Source organism: Curtobacterium sp. PhB25, from assembly GCF_004365375.1.
Classification (GTDB): domain Bacteria; phylum Actinomycetota; class Actinomycetes; order Actinomycetales; family Microbacteriaceae; genus Curtobacterium.
The window spans coordinates 80,204-97,543 of record NZ_SODR01000008.1; the positions used below are offsets into that span (position 1 = coordinate 80,204).

At 69.8% G+C, this 17,340-nt stretch carries 18 protein-coding genes; 16 read left to right on the forward strand and 2 right to left on the reverse strand.

From position 1 onward, the window contains the following. The first annotated feature begins 9 nt into the window (after nt 1–9). The 13 genes from hpt (at nt 10) to EDF51_RS15420 (ending at nt 11,731) form a co-directional block, all read left to right on the forward strand. Complete coding sequence (hpt, locus tag EDF51_RS15365) at nt 10–561, forward strand: hypoxanthine phosphoribosyltransferase (RefSeq protein ID WP_111086933.1); 552 nt, start codon at nt 10–12, stop codon at nt 559–561. A gap of 135 nt (nt 562–696) precedes the next feature. Beyond that, the gene (gene ftsH, locus EDF51_RS15370; RefSeq protein ID WP_123294542.1) at nt 697–2,685 is read left to right on the forward strand and encodes an ATP-dependent zinc metalloprotease FtsH; all 1,989 of its coding nucleotides are present in this window, start codon (nt 697–699) and stop codon (nt 2,683–2,685) included. A 9-nt stretch (nt 2,686–2,694) separates the two neighbouring features. Beyond that, the gene (gene folP, locus EDF51_RS15375; RefSeq protein WP_208321857.1) at nt 2,695–3,561 is read left to right on the forward strand and encodes a dihydropteroate synthase; all 867 of its coding nucleotides are present in this window, start codon (nt 2,695–2,697) and stop codon (nt 3,559–3,561) included. After that, nucleotides 3,558–3,947 (forward strand): dihydroneopterin aldolase, encoded by a 390-nt coding sequence (gene folB, locus EDF51_RS15380; protein WP_123294543.1) that lies wholly within the window; start codon nt 3,558–3,560, stop codon nt 3,945–3,947. The genes folP and folB overlap by 4 nt, the downstream gene beginning before the upstream one ends. Continuing rightward, nucleotides 3,944–4,501, forward strand: coding sequence for a 2-amino-4-hydroxy-6-hydroxymethyldihydropteridine diphosphokinase (folK, locus tag EDF51_RS15385; RefSeq protein WP_123339201.1), 558 nt, complete (start codon nt 3,944–3,946; stop codon nt 4,499–4,501). The genes folB and folK overlap by 4 nt, the downstream gene beginning before the upstream one ends. After that, a complete protein-coding gene (locus tag EDF51_RS15390) occupies nt 4,498–4,986 on the forward strand; it encodes a DUF3180 domain-containing protein (protein ID WP_134195531.1) in 489 nt (162 codons plus the stop codon). Before folK ends, EDF51_RS15390 begins: the two co-directional genes overlap by 4 nt. Nucleotides 4,987–5,044: 58 nt before the next feature. Beyond that, nucleotides 5,045–5,566, forward strand: a complete 522-nt coding sequence (locus tag EDF51_RS15395; protein ID WP_111086938.1) for a PH domain-containing protein — start codon at nt 5,045–5,047, stop codon at nt 5,564–5,566. A gap of 9 nt (nt 5,567–5,575) precedes the next feature. Beyond that, nucleotides 5,576–7,333, forward strand: coding sequence for a PH domain-containing protein (locus tag EDF51_RS15400; RefSeq protein ID WP_134195533.1), 1,758 nt, complete (start codon nt 5,576–5,578; stop codon nt 7,331–7,333). After that, nucleotides 7,330–8,022, forward strand: a complete 693-nt coding sequence (locus EDF51_RS15405) for a Rossmann-like and DUF2520 domain-containing protein (RefSeq protein ID WP_166673571.1) — start codon at nt 7,330–7,332, stop codon at nt 8,020–8,022. The genes EDF51_RS15400 and EDF51_RS15405 overlap by 4 nt, the downstream gene beginning before the upstream one ends. A 217-nt stretch (nt 8,023–8,239) precedes the next feature. Next, nucleotides 8,240–9,766 carry a lysine--tRNA ligase gene (gene lysS, locus EDF51_RS15410; RefSeq protein ID WP_134195537.1) on the forward strand — a complete coding sequence of 509 codons (1,527 nt, stop codon included), beginning with the start codon at nt 8,240–8,242 and terminating at the stop codon, nt 9,764–9,766. Nucleotides 9,767–9,795: 29 nt separating this feature from the next. Beyond that, on the forward strand, nt 9,796–9,999 hold the full coding sequence (locus EDF51_RS15415) for a hypothetical protein (protein WP_111086942.1): 204 nt from the start codon (nt 9,796–9,798) through the stop codon (nt 9,997–9,999). A 163-nt stretch (nt 10,000–10,162) separates the two neighbouring features. Then, entirely contained in the window at nt 10,163–10,294 is a 132-nt protein-coding gene (locus EDF51_RS20460; protein ID WP_258373406.1) for a hypothetical protein, read from the forward strand. Between the two features lie 378 nt (nt 10,295–10,672). Next, nucleotides 10,673–11,731, forward strand: a complete 1,059-nt coding sequence (locus EDF51_RS15420) for a sigma-70 family RNA polymerase sigma factor (RefSeq protein ID WP_134195539.1) — start codon at nt 10,673–10,675, stop codon at nt 11,729–11,731. Between the two features lie 149 nt (nt 11,732–11,880). Here EDF51_RS15420 and EDF51_RS15425 read toward each other — a convergent pair whose 3' ends face one another. Beyond that, on the reverse strand, nt 11,881–12,813 hold the full coding sequence (locus tag EDF51_RS15425; RefSeq protein ID WP_111086944.1) for an NAD(+)/NADH kinase: 933 nt from the start codon (nt 12,811–12,813) through the stop codon (nt 11,881–11,883). A 70-nt stretch (nt 12,814–12,883) separates the two neighbouring features. Between EDF51_RS15425 and EDF51_RS15430 the strand changes: the two genes are divergently transcribed. After that, a complete protein-coding gene (locus tag EDF51_RS15430; RefSeq protein WP_165901136.1) occupies nt 12,884–13,360 on the forward strand; it encodes a Clp protease N-terminal domain-containing protein in 477 nt (158 codons plus the stop codon). A gap of 222 nt (nt 13,361–13,582) precedes the next feature. Next, complete coding sequence (locus EDF51_RS15435; RefSeq protein WP_123294552.1) at nt 13,583–16,102, forward strand: ATP-dependent Clp protease ATP-binding subunit; 2,520 nt, start codon at nt 13,583–13,585, stop codon at nt 16,100–16,102. 85 nt (nt 16,103–16,187) lie between these two features. On the opposite strand, the gene EDF51_RS15440 is transcribed toward EDF51_RS15435, so the two are convergent. Next, complete coding sequence (locus EDF51_RS15440) at nt 16,188–16,640, reverse strand: SRPBCC family protein (protein ID WP_132099306.1); 453 nt, start codon at nt 16,638–16,640, stop codon at nt 16,188–16,190. Nucleotides 16,641–16,738: 98 nt separating this feature from the next. Between EDF51_RS15440 and EDF51_RS15445 the strand changes: the two genes are divergently transcribed. Next, complete coding sequence (locus EDF51_RS15445; protein WP_173170102.1) at nt 16,739–17,281, forward strand: amino-acid N-acetyltransferase; 543 nt, start codon at nt 16,739–16,741, stop codon at nt 17,279–17,281. Nucleotides 17,282–17,340: the final 59 nt, after the last annotated feature.

The following is a 17,340-nucleotide window of genomic DNA, read 5'->3' on the forward strand; positions in this document are numbered from 1 at the left end:
GCTGGACCGGTGGAACTCTCCGACGTCCAGGCAGACCTGTCCGAAGTCCTCTTCACCCCCGAGCAGATCGACGACAAGCTCGCCGAACTCGCGGCGGTCGTCGACGCCGACTACGCGGGCCGCGACCCTCTGCTCGTCGGTGTCCTGAAGGGTGCCGTCATGGTGATGGCGGACTTCTCGCGGCACCTCAAGATGCAGGCGCGGATGGACTGGATGGCGGTGTCGTCGTACGGCTCCGGCACGAAGTCGTCCGGTGTGGTGCGGATCCTCAAGGACCTCGACACTGACCTGCACGGCCGCGACGTCCTCATCGTCGAGGACATCATCGACTCCGGTCTGACGCTGTCCTGGCTCAAGCAGAACCTGCAGTCCCGCGGTGCCGCGAGCGTCGAGATCGTCGCCCTGCTGCGCAAGCCCGAGGCCGCCAAGGTCGAGGTCGACGTCAAGTACGTGGGCTTCGACATCCCCGACGAGTTCGTGGTCGGCTACGGCCTCGACTACGACGAGCGCTACCGGAACCTGCGCGGTGTCGGTGTCCTGGCGCCGCACGTGTACTCGTAACCCGTCCAGGGGGTACTTGCCTCGGGTTGAGTTCGCCCGCAGAGGACACCCATTCTCGCCACAGAATCGCGGCCGTATGCTGACCTGCACGCAACTTCGGCAGAGAAAGGTGTCGGGCACTCGCGCCCGGATCACATGAACTTCAAGCGCATCTTCCGCGGCCCGTACCTCTACGTGCTGATCGCGCTGGCGGGCATCTTCATCGGCTGGAGCGTCATCAGCCAGGGCAGCACGACCGAGGTCAGCACCCAGAAGGGCCTCGAGCAGCTCGCCGACGGCAAGATCTCGTCCGTCATCGTCAACTCCACCGAGCAGCGGGTCGACATGATCACCCGCGACGGCGACAAGCAGGAGCAGTTCTACTACTCCACGCCCCGTGGCGAAGAGGTCATCCAGGCCGTCAACGACGCCAACCTGCCCAAGGGCTACGACGACCACGTGAACACGGGCAACTGGTTCCTGTCGCTCCTCGGCGTCCTGCTCCCCTTCCTGATCATCGGTGCCCTGTTCTGGTTCCTGCTCTCGAGCGCCCAGGGCGGCGGCTCGAAGGTCATGCAGTTCGGCAAGTCGAAGGCCAAGATCAACAACAAGGAGAACCCGCAGGTGTCGTTCGCCGACGTCGCGGGCTCCGACGAGGCGATCGAGGAGCTCCACGAGATCAAGGAGTTCCTGAAGGAGCCGGCGAAGTTCCAGGCCGTCGGCGCCAAGATCCCGAAGGGCGTGCTGCTGTACGGCCCTCCCGGAACCGGCAAGACCCTGCTCGCCCGCGCCGTCGCCGGCGAAGCGGGTGTGCCGTTCTACTCGATCTCCGGTTCGGACTTCGTCGAGATGTTCGTCGGTGTCGGTGCGAGCCGTGTCCGTGACCTCTTCGAGCAGGCCAAGGCGAACTCGCCGGCCATCGTCTTCATCGACGAGATCGACGCCGTCGGTCGTCACCGTGGTGCCGGCATCGGCGGCGGCAACGACGAGCGCGAGCAGACGCTCAACCAGCTGCTCGTCGAGATGGACGGCTTCGACGGCAAGACGAACGTCATCCTCATCGCCGCGACGAACCGTCCCGACGTGCTCGACCCCGCGCTCCTGCGTCCGGGCCGCTTCGACCGTCAGATCGGTGTCGACGCCCCGGGCATGGCCGGCCGCAAGCAGATCCTCGAGGTGCACGCGAAGGGCAAGCCGCTCGCTGCGAGCGTCGACCTGGAGCTGCTCGCCCGCAAGACGCCGGGCTTCACCGGCGCCGACCTGGCGAACGTCCTGAACGAGGCCGCGCTGCTCACCGCCCGGTCGAACGCGCAGCTCATCGACAACCGCGCGCTGGACGAGGCCGTCGACCGCGTCATGGCGGGCCCGCAGCGTCGGACCCGGATCATGTCCGACCAGGAACGCCTGATCACCGCGTACCACGAGGGCGGCCACGCCCTGGCGGCAGCGGCGATGCGGCACACCGACCCGGTCACCAAGATCACGATCCTGCCGCGCGGCCGTGCCCTCGGGTACACGATGGTGCTCCCGCTCGAGGACAAGTACTCGGTCACCCGCAACGAGCTGCTCGACCAGCTCACCTACGCCATGGGTGGACGAGTTGCCGAGGAGATCGTGTTCCACGACCCCACCACCGGCGCCTCGAACGACATCGAGAAGGCCACCGGCACCGCCCGCAAGATGGTCACCGAGTACGGCATGAGCCAGGCCGTCGGGTCCGTCAAGCTCGGTTCCGGGTCCAGCGAGCCGTTCGTCGGCCGTGACATGAGCGGCGGGACCGGGCGCGACTACTCGGAGAACATCGCCCAGACCGTCGACGCCGAGACCCGTGCGCTGCTCGAGGCCGCGCACAACGAGGCCTACCAGGTGCTCAACGACAACCGCGACATCCTCGACCGCCTGGCCGGTGAGCTCCTCGAGAAGGAGACGCTCGACGCCCCGGAGCTCGTGGAGATCTTCAAGGACGTCCGCAAGCTGCCGGAGCGCCCGCAGTGGCTCTCCAGCGACAAGCGTCCGGTGAGCAACCTGCCCGCGATCGACGTGCCCGGGCAGGCCGCCGCCACCGCAGCGGACCAGTCGGACAGCGAGTCGACCTCGAAGCCCCGTCGTCGCCCCTTCGGCAACCCGGGTATCGCCCCGGCGTAGGGGGCCGGCATGACCGACCTGCCGACGAGACGTGCTCGTCGGCTCGACACCCGCGGCGGTCCGACACCGGACCGCACGCGGGTGTTGGGCATCCTCAACGTGACGCCCGACTCGTTCAGCGACGGCGGGCTGCACCAGGCCTACGACGCCGCCGTGCAGCACGCGCGTGACCTCGTCGCCGCGGGCGCCGACATCATCGACGTCGGTGGGGAGTCGACCCGGCCGGGCTCGGAGCGCGTGCCGGTGCCGGTCGAGCAGGAACGCGTCCTGCCGGTCGTCCGGCAGCTCGTCGCCGAGGGCATCCCGGTGAGCGTCGACACGATGAACGCCTCGACCGCCGAACGGGCCGTCGAACTCGGCGCCGCGATCGTCAACGACGTGTCCGGCGGCCTGGCCGACCCGGACATGGCCCGTGTGGTCGCGTCGACCGGGGTCGGGTTCGTGGTCATGCACTGGCGCGGCCACAGTGACCGGATGTACCGCAACGCCGAGTACGTGCACGCCGTCGACGAGGTCCGTCGCGAGGTCGAGATACGGGTCGCCGAGCTCATCGTCCTCGGGGTGCGCCAGGAGCAGGTCGTGATCGACCCGGGCCTCGGCTTCGCCAAGCAGGGCGTGCAGAACTGGGAGATCCTGGCCGGCTACGAACGGTTCGCCTCGATCGGCCTGCCGGTGCTCGTCGCCGCATCACGCAAGCGGTTCCTGGACGGAGTGGGCAGCCCCGAGGGCGCCCCGCCGAAGGACCGCGACCTCGCCACCGCCGCCATCAGCCTGCTCGCCGCCGAACGCGGCGCGTGGGGGGTGCGCGTGCACGACCCGGCACCGACCCGTGCCGTGCTCGACGTCTGGGACGCCTGGAGGGCAGCTCGCTCGTGAACGACACCATCCGCCTCGTCGGGGTCCGCGCCCGCGGCCACCACGGGGTCTTCGACCACGAACGTGCCGACGGTCAGGACTTCGTCGTCGACGTCGCCGTGGAGCTCGACGCCCGCGCGGCCTCGGGCAGCGACGACCTCGACGCCACCGTGCACTACGGCGTGCTCGCCGAGCAGGTCGTCGCCGAGATCGAACGCGACCCGGTGGACCTGATCGAGACCCTCGCGGAGCGCATCGCGGCCGCGGTGCTCACCCACCGTGCGGCCCTGGCGACCGAGGTCACCGTGCACAAGCCGCAGGCACCCATCACCGTGCCGTTCACGGACGTCTCGATCACCATCCGCCGTGCCCGCGGGGCGACCGTGCCGGACGAGGAAGAAGAGTGAGCCGCGTCGTCGTCGCGCTCGGCGCCAACCTCGGCGACCGGGGGAGCACCCTCCGCGCCGCTGCCCGCGCGGTCGCTGCGCTGCCCGGGGTCCACCCGGTGGCGTCGAGCCACGAGGTCGAGTCGGTCGCCGTGACCCTGGACGGCCGCGACGACACCAAGCCGCGGTACCGCAACGCCGTCGTGGTCGTCGACACCGACCTCGAGCCGCAGGCGTTCCTCGACGCACTGCACGGCATCGAGGACGAGCACGGCCGCACCCGCGACGTCCGCTGGGGCGACCGGACCCTCGACCTCGACGTCGTCGCCGTCGACGACCTGCGCATCGACACCGCCACGCTCACCGTCCCGCACCCCCGTGCCGCCGAGCGCGCGTTCGTGCTCGCACCGTGGCTCGACGCCGACCCCGCGGCCGTCCTGCCCGGCGCCGGGCCGGTGGCCGACCTGCTCGCCGCCGTGGGGGACGACACCGAGCGCGTCGACGAGCCGCGCCTGTTCGCGGACGTGCCCCGCGCCTCCCGGGCCACCACCGAAGGGAACGTGACCCAGCCGTGAAGCCGACCCGTCCCTCCACCCTGTTCAGCATCGCCGTCGTGACCGCGGTGGCGGGCTTCGCGTTCGACGCGGTGCTCGCGTCGCGACAGTCGCCGACGCTGCTGCTCGCCGTGCCGCTCGGCTTCACGCTCGCGTTCATCGGCGTCGCCGTCGTGCTCATGGCGCGTCCCGTCCGCCGGCACGCCCGCGAGGGCGCGGGCCGGCAGCGCCCGGTCGACCCGCTCTACGCCACGCGCGTGGTGGTGCTGGCGAAGGCCTCGAGCATCTGCGGCGTCCTGTTCGGCGGTTTCGCGATCGGCCTCGTCGTGTACCTCCTGACCCGCTCGGTGACGCCTTCGCTAGGCTCGACCCTGCCGAACGTGGTCGCCGTCGGGGGCGGGATCGTGCTGACGGTCTGCGCACTCGTGGCAGAGCGCATGTGCATCGCTCCTCCGAGCGACGACGACGAGCCGGGCGACCCCCGGAACGGCACGACGGCGAACTGACCCGAGCACACCCCGCACGACGGCGAACTGACCCGAGCACACCCACTGGAGGCCCGCGATGGCGCGTGAACGACTCGACGAGCCGGGCCTCGGCCTGACCGGCATCGACTGGACCAGGGTGTCCGCGAAGCTCGTGTGGACCGAACTCATCACGACCCTGGTGATCGGCCTCGTGGTGACCGCCGGCCTGGTCCTGATCGGGATCGTGAACGACGGCTTCGGCTCGGGCGCCGGAACGGTCTGGCTGCTCATCGGCATCGTGGTGCTCGTCATCACGCTCGTCACCGCGGCGCTGACGCCCCGCCGGGTCCGTGCGATCGGCTACGCCCTGCGCGACGACGACCTGGTGGTCCGCCGCGGCCTGATGTGGCAGCGCTTCACGGCGGTGCCGTACGGACGCATGCAGCTCGTCGACGTGGCGCGCGGTCCGCTCGACCGGGCGCTCGGCATGAGCGAGCTGAAGTTCGTGACCGCCGCGGCCGCCACGAACGTCCGCATCCCCGGCATCCCCGCGACCGACGCCGACGAACTGCGCGACCGGCTCGTCGAGCTCGCCGAGTCCCGCCGCGCCGGGCTGTAGGGGGTCGCGGTGACCTTCCGACCCGGCCCGCCGCCGCCCGCCCCGCCCACGCGCGGGAACGCCGCTGCCGCAGCGCCACTGACCGACGGCGAGTGGCATCGCCTGCACCCGCTGACCCCGCTGCTCAAGGGCGGGATCTTCCTGATCGTCATCCTCGGCTACGTGCTGAACAGCCTGCGTGACCAGCTCGTCGAGTTCTTCATCCCCGGCGGCGAGCAGCAGGACGGCGACCCCGTCCGCTACGTCTACGAGCACGGCGTCGTCGGCTGGGTGCTGCTCGGCGTCGCGGTGTTCCTGCTCGTGCTGATCGGGCTCTTCTACCTGTCCTGGCGGATGCACGAGTTCCGGGTCACCGGCGAGATCGTCGAGGTCCGCTCGGGCGTGCTGTTCCGGAACCACCGCAAGGCCCGGCTCGACCGGATCCAGGGCATCAACATCTCGCGTCCGCTCATCCCGCGGGTGTTCGGCACGGCGAAGCTCGAGATCGCCCAGGCCGGCAACGACGCCAACGTGCAGCTCGCGTACCTCGGGGTGAAGGCCGCCGATGACCTGCGGCTGCGCATCCTCGTGCTCGCCTCGGGTGCGAAGGACGACGACCGTGGCAGTGGTCCGGCGCGCGCGTCGAACGGTGTGCTGCAGGACCGCGTCGACGAGATGTTCTCGCCCGAGCTCGACGCTGCCGCGGTGCAGGCCACCCGGATCGTCAAGGTGAAGCCCGGCCGGCTGATCGCGTCGATGCTGCTCTCCGGCACCACCGTCTTCATCCTGCTGGCCGTGGCGGCGATGATCGTCAGCGTCGCGCTCACCGGCGAGTACGGGATCCTGTTCGGCTTGTTCCCCGCGGTGATCGGTGCGGGCAGCTACTACGTCCGCAAGTTCTCGCGGTCGCTGCAGTACACGATCGCCGAGACCCGCGACGGCATCCGGATCGGGTTCGGGCTCGTGTCGACCTCGAACGAGACGCTGCCCCCCGGCCGCATCCACGCCGTCAGCGTCGCGCAGCCGCTGCTCTGGCGCCCGTTCGGCTGGTGGGACGTCCGGATCAACCGGGCGACGAACGCGGGCAACGGGGCATCGAGCAACCAGCAGGCCTCCGCCATCGTGCTGCCCGTCGGCACCGCGGCCGACGTCCGCGAGGTCCTCGACATCATCCTGCCCGGCCTGGTCGGCACCGTCGTCGCGGGCCCCGAGGCGTCGCAGGAGGCCCTGCGGGAAGGCTCCGCCGAGGCCGTCAGCGTCGTCGACGACAGCCTCACCACGAGCGGCGACGAAGGTGGTTTCGTGCACTCCCCGCGCCGCGGCGCCTGGCTCCGGCCGTTCGCGTTCCGACGCAACGGGTACCGGTTCGTGCAGGGCGCGGTGCTGCTCCGGCTCGGCGCCGTCTGGCGGTCGCTCGTCATCGTGCCGCTGCCCCGGGTGCAGAGCGTCAAGGTCGAACAGGGTCCGCTCGAGCGTGCCCTGCGGCTCGCCGCCGTCCACGTGCACACCGTCGCCGGGCCCGTCTCGGCCCGCGTCGGTGCGCTCGACGCACGGGACGCGCAGCGTCTGTGGTCCGAGACGACCCAGCGCGCCGTCGAGGCCGCTGCGGTCGACACGTCCCACCGGTGGCGCGAACGGGAGGCCCGTCCCGCGTCCGCCAGGCACGCTGCGGACGTGCCGTGGCCCGGGACCGGAGCCTCTGCCGGACCCGACGGCGACCACCGGCCCGGCACCGTGCCTCCCGGCCCGGGGTGGAGCGACGTCCCGCCCACCGGGGCCGTCCGATGAGGGCCGGGCGCCTCGGCGTCGGCGTCGTCGGGGCCGGACGGGTCGGACCCGTGCTCGGCGCCGCACTCGCGAACGCGGAGCACGCGGTCATCGGGGTGACCGCCGTGTCCGCCGAGAGCCGTGACCGTGCCGAGGCGATGCTGCCCGGCGCTCCCGTGCTCGCGACGCCGGACTTGGTCGAGCGGAGCGAACTCGTGCTGCTCGCCGTGCCGGACGACCAGCTGGCCTCGCTCGTGCAGGGCCTGGCGGACGCCGGCATCTGGCAGCCCGGACAGCTCGTCGTGCACACCAGCCCGGACCACGGCGTCGGCATCCTCGCCCCCGCGATGGCGGCCGGTGCGATCCCGCTCGCCATCCACCCCGCGATGGCGTTCACCGGCACCAGCGTCGATCTCTCGCGGCTCCGTGACGCCTACTGCGCGGTCACCGCTCCCTCGCCCGTGCTGCCGATCGCGCAGGCCCTGGTGGTCGAGATGGGCGCGGAGCCGTTCGTCATCGCCGAGGCGGACCGGCCCGCGTACGCCGACGCCGTGCGTGCCGCCGTGAGCTTCTCGACCGCGATCGTGGACCAGTCGGCGGGCACGCTCTCCGGCATCGGAGTCGACCACCCCGGCCGGGTGCTCGGTGCGCTCGTCCGCTCCGCCGTCGACAACGCACTGACGGCCGCCGACGGGCAGTCCACGCTGTAGGGGCATGGCGGTCGGTCACGACTCCCCGCTCAGTTCCGCCGAGTGGTCACGAGCCGTCGGCCCGCGGCGCTCCGGCCGACGGAACGTGACCGGTCGGCGCCGCGCCGGCGGGGAGTCGCGACCAGTCGAGGGGACCCGTCCGGGCACGGTTCGGGGGCGGGCGTGCGGCGCGGGTAGCATTTCCCCCGACCCCCACGACCATCGGAGCCGCACCCGCATGACCGACGAGACCGCCACCACCGACACCGCGATCGCCGACGCCGCCGCACTGGCCGAGCAGGAGACCAGCGAGCAGCGACAGGTCCGGCTCGACAAGCGGGCGAAGCTCCTCGAATCGGGCATCGAAGCGTACCCCGCCGAGCTCCCGATCACGACGACGATCCCGGCGGTCCGCGATCAGTACGCGCACCTCGAGACCGGCGAGGAGACGCAGGACGTCGTCGGTGTCGCCGGCCGCATCGTGTTCTCGCGCAACACCGGCAAGCTCTGCTTCGCGTCGCTGCAGTCCGGCGACGGGTCCCGCATCCAGGCGATGGTGTCCCTGGCCGAGGTCGGAGACGAGTCCCTCGCACGCTGGAAGGAGTTCGTCGACCTCGGCGACCACGTGTTCGTGCACGGCCGTGTGATCTCCTCGCGCCGCGGTGAGCTGTCGATCATGGTCGACGAGTGGGCGATCGCGGCGAAGGCGATCCTGCCGCTGCCGAACCTGCACAACGAGCTGAACGAGGAGACGCGGGTCCGCCAGCGCTACCTCGACCTCATCGTCCGCGACGAAGCACGCGCCACCGTCCGCGCGCGTGCCGCCGTGATGTCCTCGCTCCGCCAGACCTTCACCGAGCACGAGTACCTCGAGGTCGAGACGCCGATGCTGCAGACCCAGCACGGTGGCGCCTCGGCCCGTCCGTTCGTGACCCACTCGAACGCCTTCGACACCGAGCTCTTCCTGCGCATCGCGCCCGAGCTCTTCCTGAAGCGCGCGGTCGTCGGCGGCATCGACCGGGTGTTCGAGATCAACCGGAACTTCCGCAACGAGGGTGCCGACTCGTCGCACTCGCCCGAGTTCGCGATGGTCGAGGCATACCAGGCGTACGGCAACTACGAGCAGATGGCCGACCTGACGCAGGAGCTCGTGCAGCGCGCTGCGCGGGCCGTGACCGGTGGCTCGCTCGAGGTCACCCTGCCCGACGGCAGCACGTACGACCTCGGCGGCGAGTGGCCGCGCATCGACATGTACGGCTCGCTGTCCGAGGGAGCCGGTCGCGAGATCACCCCGGAGACCCCGCTGTCCGAGCTGCAGGAGCTCGCCGCTGCCGAGGGCGTCGAGGTCGCGCACGCCACCCACGGCAAGTACGTCGAAGAGCTCTGGGAGCACTTCGTGATCGACTCGCTCGACCGCCCGACGTTCGTGATGAACTTCCCGGTCGACACCTCGCCGCTCACCCGCGAGCACCGCACCCGACCGGGCATCGTCGAGAAGTGGGACCTGTACGTCCGCGGCTTCGAGCTCGCGACGGCGTACTCCGAGCTCGTCGACCCGGTCGTGCAGCGGGAGCGCTTCGTCGAGCAGGCGAAGCTCGCAGCCGGCGGCGACCCCGAGGCGATGCGCGTCGACGAGGAGTTCCTGCGGGCCCTCGAGCACGCCATGCCGCCGTCGGGTGGCATGGGCATGGGCGTCGACCGCCTGCTCATGGCGATCACCGGCCTCGGCATCCGCGAGACGATCCTGTTCCCTCTGGTCAAGTAAGTCCCGGTTCCCCGGGGTACGATGCTCCGGTGCCGCATGGAGTCGTGACCGGGATCATCTTCGCCCTGACGCCGACCATCGTCGTCGGCCTCATCTTCTGGTTCGTGATGCGCGCCATCATGCGGGCCGACCGCACCGAGCGTGCCGCGTACGCCAAGGTCGAGGCCGAGGAGCGTGCCCGGTTCGAGCGGGAGCACGGCGTCCCCGCGCCGGCACCGGCCTCGGCCGAGTAGCGCCGCCCGACCCAGTCCTGTCCGAAGGCCGTCGCCCCATCGTGGGCGGCGGCCTTCGACGTCTGTGCCCCTCCAACGTCCGCGCCCCCTCGACGGCTGTGCGCCCTCGACCGGTCACGCACCGTTCACCTCGCCGTCGCGCGCCGGGGTGAGCATCGTCCGCATGGCAACCACACATCCCTTCACGGGTCGCAGCCTCGTCGGTGACATCGAGAGCGAGTACGACGAGTTCGACCGAGACGCCGACCTCGAGGCGTCCAAGCGCCGGGACGGGTGGCTCGAACCCTCCTGGTGACCCCCACCCACTCGGTTTTCGGGGTACGACCACCGGATCGCATCGATCCGGCCGGACGTACCCCTTTTGCATGTCCGGAAGGCGCGGCACCATGGGGTACAGGTTCGGAAACGCGTGAGAAACACGCCTGCAACGCCGGAAACATCACGTCATACCCTTGATCCGCGGCGGTTCGGGGGACCACACTGGCAGCATCGCTGTACCCCACGGGGGACGGTTTCGATGACGAAGCACGGAGATGCCTGAGAATCATTCCGATCGGTTTGTGGGGTACACCTCCGGACCGCTTTACTCGTGAACACCCCAAGCAGCACCCAGAAGCACCACCCCCAGCACCACCGCACGAAGCCATCACCGCCGAACGCAGGGAGCAACACCATGACGATCGCACCGGCTGCACCGAGCACCACCCGCCGCGCCACCACGAAGAAGGCAGCGGCATCGAAGACCCAGGCCGCCGAGTCCACGACGACCTCCCTCGACACCGAGGTCGAGGCCGACGAGCAGCTCGCCGGTGTCCGCGGCGCCTCCGTCGACCAGGTCGGCGACTACCTGCGCCACATCGGTCGCCTCTCGCTCCTCACCGCCGAGGAAGAAGCGCAGATCGCCCGTCGCATCGAGGTCGGCCTGTTCGCGGAGGAGAAGCTCGCGACCGAGAAGGGCCTCGCGAAGACCCTGCAGCGCGAACTCCGCTGGCTCGTCCGCGACGGTGAGCGCGCCAAGGAGCGCATGATCACCTCGAACCTCCGTCTGGTCGTCAGCATCGCGAAGCGCTACTCGCAGCGGGGCCTGCCGTTCATGGACGTCATCCAGGAGGGCAATCTCGGCCTGGTCCGTGCGGTCGAGAAGTTCGACTTCACGCAGGGCTACAAGTTCTCGACCTACGCCACCTGGTGGATCCGCCAGGCGATCTCGCGTGGTCTCGCCGACAAGGCCCGCACGATCCGCATCCCGGTCCACACCGTCGAGCTGATCAACAAGATCTCCCGCACCGAGCGCGATCTGACCGTCGACCTCGGCCGTGCGCCGATGCCCGACGAGGTCGCCGCCGAGCTGAGCATGTCGGTCGAAGAGCTCGTCGACCTCAAGGGCCGTTCGCACGAGCCGGTCTCGATCCACACCGTGGTCGGCGACTCCGATGACAGCGAACTCGGTGACTTCATCGAGGACGAGGACGCTGCGTCCCCGAACGAGCTCACCGAGATCACGCTCCTGCACCGCGACATCCGTTCGATCGTCGCCGAGCTGCCGAGCGAGGAAGCCAACGTGATCCGCATGCGCTACGGCCTCGACGACGACAAGCCGATGACGCTCGACGAGATCTCGAAGATCGTGCACACGACCCGCCAGGCCGTCAGCCGGGTGGAGTCGCGCGCCAAGCTGCGTCTGTTCGCCAAGGCGGTCTCGCAGGACATGCAGCTGTACCTGACCGACTGAGGTCAGCAGGCTTCGGCCGGCGCTCGCGTCGGCAGGGGAACCCGGGTCGGTCTGTGGGAAGACGATCCGGTGGGGTGATGGGAAGGCCCGCTCGAGCACTGCTCGAGCGGGCCATTCACGTTCGTGGGCGTAGGCACCTGCCCGGACCGCTACTGGTCGAGTTCGCGCCCGAGCTTCTGCCGCAGGTCGCTCGGGATCAGCTCGATGAGCTGGTCGGGTCGTACCGGCAGGTCGAGCAGGCTCAGCTTCACCCGACCGGTGCGTCCGTGCCGCTCGGCGTCGAGTCGCACGACGCTGCCGGCGTCCTTGCGGAGGCGGACGTCGATCTGCGCGCCGGTGGCGACCTCGCCGACGACGAGTCCGTCGACCTCGAGTGCGGCGCTCCTGGTGCCCTCCGCGATGTCGAACCGGTAGCGCTCGCGGGCGGCGAGCACCACGGCGCGGTCGATGCCCGCCATCGGGGCGACCGGGGTGACGACGGACCCGGAGAGTGCGGGGGAGAGCACCGGGCCACCCGCGGCGTAGTTGTACGCGGTGGAGCCGGCCGGGGTCGCGGCGACGATGGCGTCGGCGCGGTAGTAGCCGTAGCCGAGCCCGCCGACGCTGAGGTCGGCCGACACCTGGCCGGAACCGGGGCGCCGCACGATCGTCAAGTCGTTGAACGCCAGGTAGTCCGTGCGTGCGCCGCTCCAGGACAGCCGGGCCTCGAGCGCGTGGTGCGGCTCGAGCTGGTACTCGCCGGCCGACAGCCGGTCGAGCGCTGCCTCGAGTTCGGGCGGTTCGATCTCCACCAGGAACCCGACGTTGCCGTAGTTCACGCCGAGCACCGGCACCGGACGCTTCGCCACGAGTCGCATCGCGCCGAGCATGGTGCCGTCGCCGCCGAGGGCCACGACGAGGTCGACGCGTGCGGTGAAGTCGTCGTCCTCCACCGCGGTGATGCCCCCGCCGATCCGCTGTGCGTCGGCTCGGCGGGCGACGAGCTCGCCCCGGCCGGACGCGTTCCATCGCTGCAGGGTCGTGACGGACTCCTGCACGTTCTTGGTCGGGTGGACGACGAGGCCGACGACGGGCTGATCCATGACCGGATGGTACCGAGCCGCGCTGAACCGAGGGCTGTTCAATTGCCATCGCATGCGATATTCTGAATACATGCAGATCGCTCAGCTGTCCGTCGCCCTCCCCACCGTCCGGCAGGGTCGCGAGATCGTGCTGCTCGCCGACCTCGAGTCCCACGAGACGGGCTTCGGCTTCGTCGACGCGGAGCACCTCCTGCTCGCCTCCGTCACCCTCTGCAACGGGATGCCCCGGTTCCGCCCGGTCCTCGAGGCGCACGGGGTCAGCCCCGAAGCCGTCCGCTCCGAGATCAGCGTCTTCGTCGGTGCGCGGGCGGCGTGCCCCGACGAGCACGATCGGGTCGCCTGCACACCGGCGGCCGCCCGGGTCCTCGCACGAGCAGCCGTCCTCGCTGGTCCGGCCGAACGTGTCCGCCCGGTCCACGTCGTGCTGGCCGTCCTCGACGGCGTCGACGACCCCTTCATGGGGTCGGCGCACGACGTCCTCGACGCCCTGGGCGTCGAGCCGCGCCGCTTCCGGCGTGCCCTGCGCCGGGCAGCGCGCCGCGCCTGACACGCGACCCAGGAGCGATCGGGAGGCCCGTGGCGGACGCCGCCACGGGCCTCCCGTCGTCTGTTCCGTTCGCTCACTGCGCACATCGCGCAGTGAGGTCACGCCCACGGCGAACAGGGGCAGCCCGCACGGGGAGCGCTGGTTACTCTCGGAGTACGTGACCGGACTCAGACGAGACCGGACCAGCTGTCGGCTCCGTCAGAAAGGGCCAAGGGAGAGCACATGTTCGAGAGATTCACCGACCGAGCCCGTCGTGTTGTCGTCCTCGCTCAAGAAGAAGCGAAGATGCTCAACCACAACTACATCGGCACCGAGCACATCCTCCTCGGCCTGATCCACGAGGGCGAGGGCGTTGCTGCCAAGGCGCTGGAGTCGCTCGGCATCTCGCTCGACGCCGTCCGCGAGCAGGTCCAGGACATCATCGGCCAGGGTCAGCAGCAGCCGACCGGGCACATCCCGTTCACGCCGCGTGCCAAGAAGGTGCTCGAGCTGTCCCTGCGCGAAGCGCTGCAGCTCGGCCACAACTACATCGGTACCGAGCACATCCTGCTCGGCCTGATCCGCGAGGGCGAGGGCGTCGCAGCCCAGGTTCTCGTGAAGCTCGGCGCCGACCTCAACCGGGTCCGCCAGCAGGTCATCCAGCTCCTGTCCGGCTACCAGGGCAAGGAAGCGGTCGCCGTCGGCGGCGAGCAGCAGCAGAACGCGCAGCAGGGTTCGCAGGTCCTCGACCAGTTCGGTCGGAACCTCACCCAGGCCGCGCGCGACGGCAAGCTCGACCCCGTCATCGGGCGCGAGAAGGAGATGGAGCGGGTCATGCAGATCCTCTCCCGCCGCTCCAAGAACAACCCCGTCCTGATCGGTGAGCCCGGCGTCGGCAAGACCGCCGTCGTCGAGGGCCTCGCCCAGGCGATCGTCAAGGGCGATGTGCCCGAGACGCTGAAGGACAAGCAGCTCTACTCGCTCGACCTCGGATCGCTCATCGCCGGGTCCCGCTACCGCGGTGACTTCGAGGAGCGCCTGAAGAAGGTCACGAAGGAGATCCGCACCCGCGGCGACATCATCGTCTTCATCGACGAGATCCACACGCTCGTCGGTGCCGGTGCTGCCGAAGGTGCGATCGACGCCGCCTCGATCCTCAAGCCCCTCCTCGCCCGCGGTGAGCTCCAGACCATCGGTGCCACCACGCTCGACGAGTACCGCAAGCACTTCGAGAAGGACGCAGCACTCGAGCGTCGCTTCCAGTCGGTGCAGGTCAACGAGCCGTCGCTGCCGCACACGATCAACATCCTCAAGGGCCTGCGCGACAAGTACGAGGCGTTCCACAAGGTGTCCATCACCGACGGTGCGATCGTCTCGGCCGCCAACCTGGCGGACCGCTACGTGCAGGACCGCTTCCTGCCGGACAAGGCCATCGACCTGATCGACGAGGCCGGCGCACGCCTGCGCCTCTCGATCCTGTCGGCGCCCCCGGAGCTCCGCGAGTTCGACGAGAAGATCTCGACGGTCCGCGGGTCGAAGGAAGCCGCCATCGAGGAGCAGGACTTCGAGAAGGCAGCCAGCCTGCGCGACGAGGAGAAGAAGCTCCTGGGTGAGCGTCTCCGCCTCGAGAAGCAGTGGCGTGCCGGTGACGTCGCCGCGTCCGGCACCGTCGACGAGGGCATCATCGCCGAGGTCCTGGCGCAGGCCACGGGCATCCCGGTGTTCAAGCTCACCGAAGAGGAGACCTCGCGTCTCGTCTTCATGGAGAAGGCACTGCACCAGCGGGTCATCGGTCAGGAAGAAGCCATCTCGGCCCTGTCCAAGACCATCCGCCGGACCCGTGCCGGTCTGAAGGACCCGAACCGCCCCTCGGGCTCGTTCATCTTCGCCGGGCCCACGGGTGTCGGCAAGACCGAGCTCGCCAAGGCGCTCGCCGAGTTCCTGTTCGACGACGAGGGCGCACTGATCTCCCTCGACATGTCGGAGTTCGGTGAGAAGCACACCGTCTCGCGTCTGTTCGGTGCCCCTCCCGGGTTCGTCGGCTTCGAAGAGGGCGGCCAGCTCACCGAGAAGGTGCGCCGCAAGCCGTTCTCCGTGGTCCTGTTCGACGAGATCGAGAAGGCCCACCCGGACATCTTCAACTCGCTGCTGCAGGTGCTCGAGGAAGGCCGTCTCACCGACGGTCAGGGCCGCGTGGTCGACTTCAAGAACACCGTCATCATCATGACCACGAACCTCGGTTCGCAGGGCATCGCCGGTGGTCCGGTGGGCTTCCAGGTCGAGGGTGACTCGGCCGTCGGCTACGACCGCATGCGCGGCAAGGTGAACGAGGAGCTCAAGAAGCACTTCAAGCCGGAGTTCCTGAACCGCGTCGACGACACGATCGTGTTCCCGCAGCTGTCGCAGCCCGAGCTGCTGCAGATCGTGGACCTGTTCGTGAAGCGCCTGGCCGACCGTCTGCTCGACCGCGACATGACGGTGGAGCTCACCCTCCCCGCCAAGGAGCAGCTCATCAAGGTCGGGTTCGACCCGTCCCTCGGTGCACGCCCGCTGCGTCGCGCGATGCAGCACGAGGTCGAGGACCAGCTGTCCGAGCACATCCTGCAGGGTGAGCTCACCGCCGGTGACCACGTGAAGGTCGACTTCGTCGACGGTGCGTTCCACTTCGAGACCGGGCGTCAGCCGGGCCGCGAAGAGGTCCTCGCCGGCGCAGCCGCGGTCGAGACCGCGACCGACGCGCCCCAGGGCGAGATCGAGTCCTAGGACCCGACACCAGACAGACGGGAGGCCCGGTGCCAGCTGGCACCGGGCCTCCCGTCTGTCCGTGTGCGGACGTGTCAGCCCGTGATCACGCCTGCACGTCGCCGCGCCAGCCCGTGTCGGTCGGAGCCGACTCGACGCGCTCCTTGTAGTTCTGCAGGTCCTTCTTGATGGCGTGGCCACCGACGCCGACCGCAGCGCCGAGCTTCTCGAGGAAGCCGGACGGCTCCCAGTCGATCTGCGCGGTCACACGCGTCTCGGCGTCGGAGAGCTTGTGGAAGGTGACGACGCCGGCGTGGTCGGTCTCGCCGTCCTTGACGGTCCAGGCGACCCGCTCGTCGGGGTGCTGCTCGGTGATGACGGCGCGGAACTCGCGCTCCTGGCCGGCGACCTTCACGGTCCAGTCGGTGGTCTTGTCGTCGACCTGGACGATCTTCTCGACCTCGTCGAGGAAGTGCGGGAACTCCTCGAAGCGGGTCCACTGACCGTACGCTGCGGAGACGGGGACGTTGACGTCGACGGTTTCGATGATCTGAGGCATGGTGTGGACGGTAGGCGGCCGCGCCTGGGCGCAGTACAGCGGGATGTCCCCCGGAGCGGTCGGCTGCCGCTCGTCCACGCCCGGCTATGGTTGTCGGGATGACAGAGCACGGGAAGCACGCGTTCCACGAACGTGACGAGCACGGGATCCTGGTGCGTCCGGCACTCGCCTCGGACGTCCCGCACATCCAGCGGCTCATCGCCCCCTACGTCGACCGGCGCATCCTGCTCGGCAAGGAGAACGTCGCGCTCTACGGCTCGATCCAGCAGTTCCGGATCGCCGAGGGCCCCGACGGTGTGCCGATCGGCTGTGGTGCCCTCGCCGTCTTCTGGGACGACATCGCCGAGGTGCGCACGCTCGCCCTCGACGCCGACTGGATCCACAAGCGCGTCGGACACCGGATGCTCGAGGCGCTCGAACACGACGGCCGTGAACTCGGCGTCGCGCGGATCTTCTGCCTGACGTTCGAGGTCGACTTCTTCGCGAAGCACGGGTACCTGGAGATCGGCGAGCAGGTCGTCGAACCGGCGGTCTACGCCGAGCTGGTCCGCTCGTCGGACGAAGGGGTCGCGGAGTTCCTCGACCTCGCCCGGGTCAAGCCGAACACCCTCGGCAACACCCGCATGCTGAAGATCCTCTGACGCTTTCGCGCGGCACCCGGCGGGGGTCCCGCACCGGGCATCCGCGGTTGTCTACCCTG